The sequence below is a fragment of the Gudongella sp. DL1XJH-153 genome, from assembly GCF_049310905.1.
In the GTDB taxonomy this organism is placed as follows: domain Bacteria; phylum Bacillota; class Clostridia; order Tissierellales; family Tissierellaceae; genus Gudongella.
The window spans coordinates 1-3,852 of record NZ_JBMEMN010000057.1 but is presented as its reverse complement, the minus strand read 5'-3'; the positions used below and the strand labels follow the sequence as shown (position 1 = coordinate 3,852).

The 3,852-nt window shown below is 38.8% G+C and carries 6 protein-coding genes; all 6 read right to left on the bottom strand.

What is annotated here, in order from left to right; translation table 11 throughout:
* Positions 1–91 precede the first annotated feature (91 nt).
* Positions 92–877: a family 1 encapsulin nanocompartment shell protein gene (locus tag ACOEN1_RS13195; protein ID WP_422487358.1), complete on the bottom strand. Its 786-nt coding sequence runs from the start codon at positions 875–877 to the stop codon at positions 92–94.
* A 12-nt stretch (positions 878–889) separates the two neighbouring features.
* Positions 890–1,234 carry an encapsulin-associated ferritin-like protein gene (locus tag ACOEN1_RS13190; RefSeq protein WP_422487357.1) on the bottom strand — a complete coding sequence of 115 codons (345 nt, stop codon included), beginning with the start codon at positions 1,232–1,234 and terminating at the stop codon, positions 890–892.
* Between the two features lie 74 nt (positions 1,235–1,308).
* A complete protein-coding gene (locus ACOEN1_RS13185; protein WP_422487356.1) occupies positions 1,309–2,175 on the bottom strand; it encodes a radical SAM protein in 867 nt (288 codons plus the stop codon).
* A 31-nt stretch (positions 2,176–2,206) separates the two neighbouring features.
* Positions 2,207–2,659: a peroxiredoxin gene (locus tag ACOEN1_RS13180; RefSeq protein ID WP_422487355.1), complete on the bottom strand. Its 453-nt coding sequence runs from the start codon at positions 2,657–2,659 to the stop codon at positions 2,207–2,209.
* A gap of 156 nt (positions 2,660–2,815) precedes the next feature.
* On the bottom strand, positions 2,816–3,265 hold the full coding sequence (locus tag ACOEN1_RS13175; protein WP_422487354.1) for a GNAT family N-acetyltransferase: 450 nt from the start codon (positions 3,263–3,265) through the stop codon (positions 2,816–2,818).
* Positions 3,266–3,301: 36 nt separating this feature from the next.
* Positions 3,302–3,718, bottom strand: a complete 417-nt coding sequence (locus tag ACOEN1_RS13170) for a secondary thiamine-phosphate synthase enzyme YjbQ (RefSeq protein ID WP_422487353.1) — start codon at positions 3,716–3,718, stop codon at positions 3,302–3,304.
* Between the last annotated feature and the right edge of the window lie 134 nt (positions 3,719–3,852).

The window sequence follows — 3,852 nt, the reverse complement described above, 5'->3', positions numbered from 1 at the left end:
AAGCCCAGAATCTTACGGGTTCTCTTCATTTTTTGTTTGTGAGGGTAAAATCGGTCATTTCCCGATTACCCCTTTTTGAAATGCTATTATATTATAGACTGAATTTTACTATCAATGCAGGATCAAGTACCCTAAATGCAAATGTTTCTGCAACAAAAAACTTAACCTTTTCTGCATCGTGTTCCTGATATCCGATTGAAAAGTCTCTTCCAATAGTTAATTCAAGGTCATCGCTATTATAAGGAATCAAATAAGCTCCCTCAACAACATGACTTAGAATTATTTTACCTTCAATCAAATTCTCTATCCTTCTGCTCAATGGATAACCACTATCTTGTGCAACTATTCTCTTGTACGCGTCTTTTCCTACAACTAGGGAATAAGCTCCACCCGCATAATTTCTTCTAAGTCTAAGAACTCCCTCGGTAATTGATTCCATCAGTGCTTTTTCATTTTCTCCAAGCTTAATGGCTTTTCCTTCCGCTGCTCCTTTTAGACCTACTATTCCTGCATTTTTTAATCCATTGTACACTGCATTTTCTTCAAATAAGGCAACCTTCTCGAGAGCTTCTTCCAATGGACCATAATCAACATCCTTGGCTCCCCTTGAAACATTGTCAAGCTCCCATCTGTCCATTTCAAATTCAATCCTTGATTCAGTCAATGGAAGCACCTTGTAATTCGCATAGCAGATGTCCCCTTCCTCCAATGTCTCTCCCAGCCTACCTTCTGATATTACATTGAATGAAAGACCCTTGGGTCCGTTCACTTTAACAACCTTTCTGGCAGACAGATATGACTTCAGTACCTCTGAAGCCCTTTCATCTATTTCGGCCCATGCTTCATTTGAAATTGGTGCAAGTTCTCTGTATAACATTCAATTTCCCTCCTATTTAAGATCTCCAATGTTTAATCCCTTATCACCAGAGGCTTCTTCCTCTTCTCCGCCTTCTTCAAGGTGAGCGATATCCCCTTCGGTGAATAAGTACGTTTTCATTTCTTCATCCCAAGTTCCCATGTTTCTTCTTAACCATTCCAATGTCATAACTGCATGCTCAATTTCTTCATCTCTGTTGTGAGCAAGAATTTCTTTTAGAGCTGGATCAGCCGCTGCTGCAACTCTCTGGTTGTACCAGTCAACAGCCTCTATTTCTTCCTTTAAGCTCAATAATGCTCTGGTAATGTCCATAGTCTTGTCATCTAATTTTTCTACTGGTTCATGATATTGTGTCATTTTTCGGTTCCCCCTTATTTTTATTCTCTATCAAGGACTTTACCCTTATTTTCCAGATAATAAACATTATTCTGTTACAGTCTTCTCATCCACTCTTCCTTGAAATCACCGTCATTCAGTGCATTTTCAAGGGTTTTGATCATCTCTTTCCTGTCCTGATTTAGTGTACCCTTAAGTGATACATAATTTGAAGCGTGATTGCTTCTGAATACACAACCAGGACAATCTAGGTTTTCAAGCATTAAAAGAGTCTCTTTAGCAATATCATAGGGAGTAAGGATTGAGAATGCTCCTGACTCTACCTGGTTCCATAGCTCTGTTTCAGGCTCAATCATAAGAGTAAGCAATCCAAGATAATCAGGTTTGATTTCATTTACCGCACTGGCGGTCTCTTTTGCATGATCTATCCAATTCTCCTTGCCTCCGAGTCCGGAAATAACAGTTACAGATAAAAGTAGTCCTGAATCTTTTATCTTCTTACCGGCAGAAATTATCCCTTCTCGGTCATCACCTTTTTTTACATTTTCCAGTATATTGTCGCTACCTGATTCCAATCCCAGGTATGCTATTCCAAGTCCTGCCTCTTTTAGTGAAACAAGCTCTTCCTTTGACTTTAGATTAATGCTTCTCGGAGAAGAATATATTCCAATTCTTTCACATTCCGGAAATGTATTCCTCAATTCCTTGATTATCTGCAGCAGTTCCTCTGTTTTAATCATCAGAGCATCGCCGTCAGCAATAAAAATTCGCTTAAGGCTACCATAAGCATTTCTGGCTTCATGTATTTCCTCAATTATCTCATCCGTACTTCTTATTCGAAAACTCTTGTCCTTGTACATGCTGCAGAATGTACATTTATTATGTGAACATCCAATTGTTGCCTGGAGTATCCAGCTTCGCGCCTCTGAGGGCGGTCTGTATACTGACCCTTCATATCTCATTTAATCACTCCCAAAAAAGTAGGTGCACGTGTTATTTCATATTCTCCTTAATAAACCCCAATACTTCATCTGCATGTCCCTCTGACTTGACCTTCCTATATTCCTTTACAAGTTCTCCTTCTCTATCGAATACAAAGGTAGATCTTTCAGTACCCATATACTCCTTTCCATACATCTTTTTTGGAACAATAACCTCGTATTGTTCATGGACCTTTTGGTCCTCATCACTTAGTAGCAGAAAATTTAGCTCTTGCTTATCTCTGAATTTCTTATGGGAAGAGAGACTGTCCTTGCTTATTCCCAATATAACCGTGTCCAGTTTTTCAAACTCCTGATTCAGATCCCTGAATCCAGTGGCTTCAGTTATTCAGCCTCCTGTATTGTCTTTTGGATAGAAATATACAACTACGTTTTTCCCTCTGTAATGTTTTAGTGAAATTTCTTCTCCGTCTGTTTCTTTAAGCGTAAAATCATATTTTGACATATAATAACCTCCTAAATATTTATAAGAGTTATATACCCATTTTTCTCGGTGCAAAAAGAAACCCCTGAAAAAGGGGTCCCTGAAATTCTAAACTGCTGCTGTTGCCAACTCTTTAAACTGGAATTAAAAAAATTAGACATCTTGGCACCATATCTATCAAACAACAAACTTCCACTTAAGTATTCTTCTGTCCGTCATAACTCTGGAGTCTGCTTCCCCGACCACAACAGCTCCCATTTTTTCATAAAATTTCCTAGCCTCAGGACTGGATACAAACTGAAGCTCAAGGATTCCTCTATTTTTGCAAAATTCCACAAGATGTTCCCAAAGCTGACTACCATATCCTTTCCTAATATTCACCGGATCTATATAGAAATACTCCAAGGTGACTTCTTCATCGCTTTCTATAAGATTATAGAACCCTATTATCTCATCGTCATCTTCCATTACAAAGGTGGGGTGGTTCATAATATAATCCTCTGACAGGCCGTATATGCTTCTGAATGCACTCAGGAATTTCTTGTCGTATCCCCAATATGACTCCGAAGTCACTGCAAGGTCGGTCAATATCTCGTGTTCCTTTGGATTGGCTCTCCTTATATTCACTTCAATCCCTCCTTTGATAATTGTATACCCTGCATTCTAAACTCCAATTATTTTTACGAGCACTCTCTTTGGTCTTTTACCATCAAATTCGCCGTAGAATATCTGCTCCCAGGTCCCAAAATCAAGCATTCCGTTTGTAATAGCCACTATCGCTTCCCTTCCCATTATTGTTCTTTTTAGATGAGCATCGGCATTATCCTCAAACCCATTGTGGTCGTACTGACTGTAAGGCTTCTCTGGAGCGAGCCTTTCAAGTAATCTCTCAAAGTCTCTATGTAGTCCGCTTTCATCGTCATTAATAAATACACTGGCCGTTATATGCATGGGATTGCAAAGAAGTATTCCCTCTCTGATACCACTCTCTAAAAGACATCGTTCAACCTGATTTGTAATATTAACAAACCCTCTTCGTGTTCCAATATTGAAGGTCAGTTCCTTTCTGTATGATTTCATATTAGACCATCTCCTTCTTTAAAGTATTTTGGTAAAGTACTATAATAATTATACAACAAAAAGGGGCTGTCGGGAAATAGCCCCTTTTGAAAAAACAGCACACTCTGAAGAGAGGGTGCTGTTTTTTTATCAAA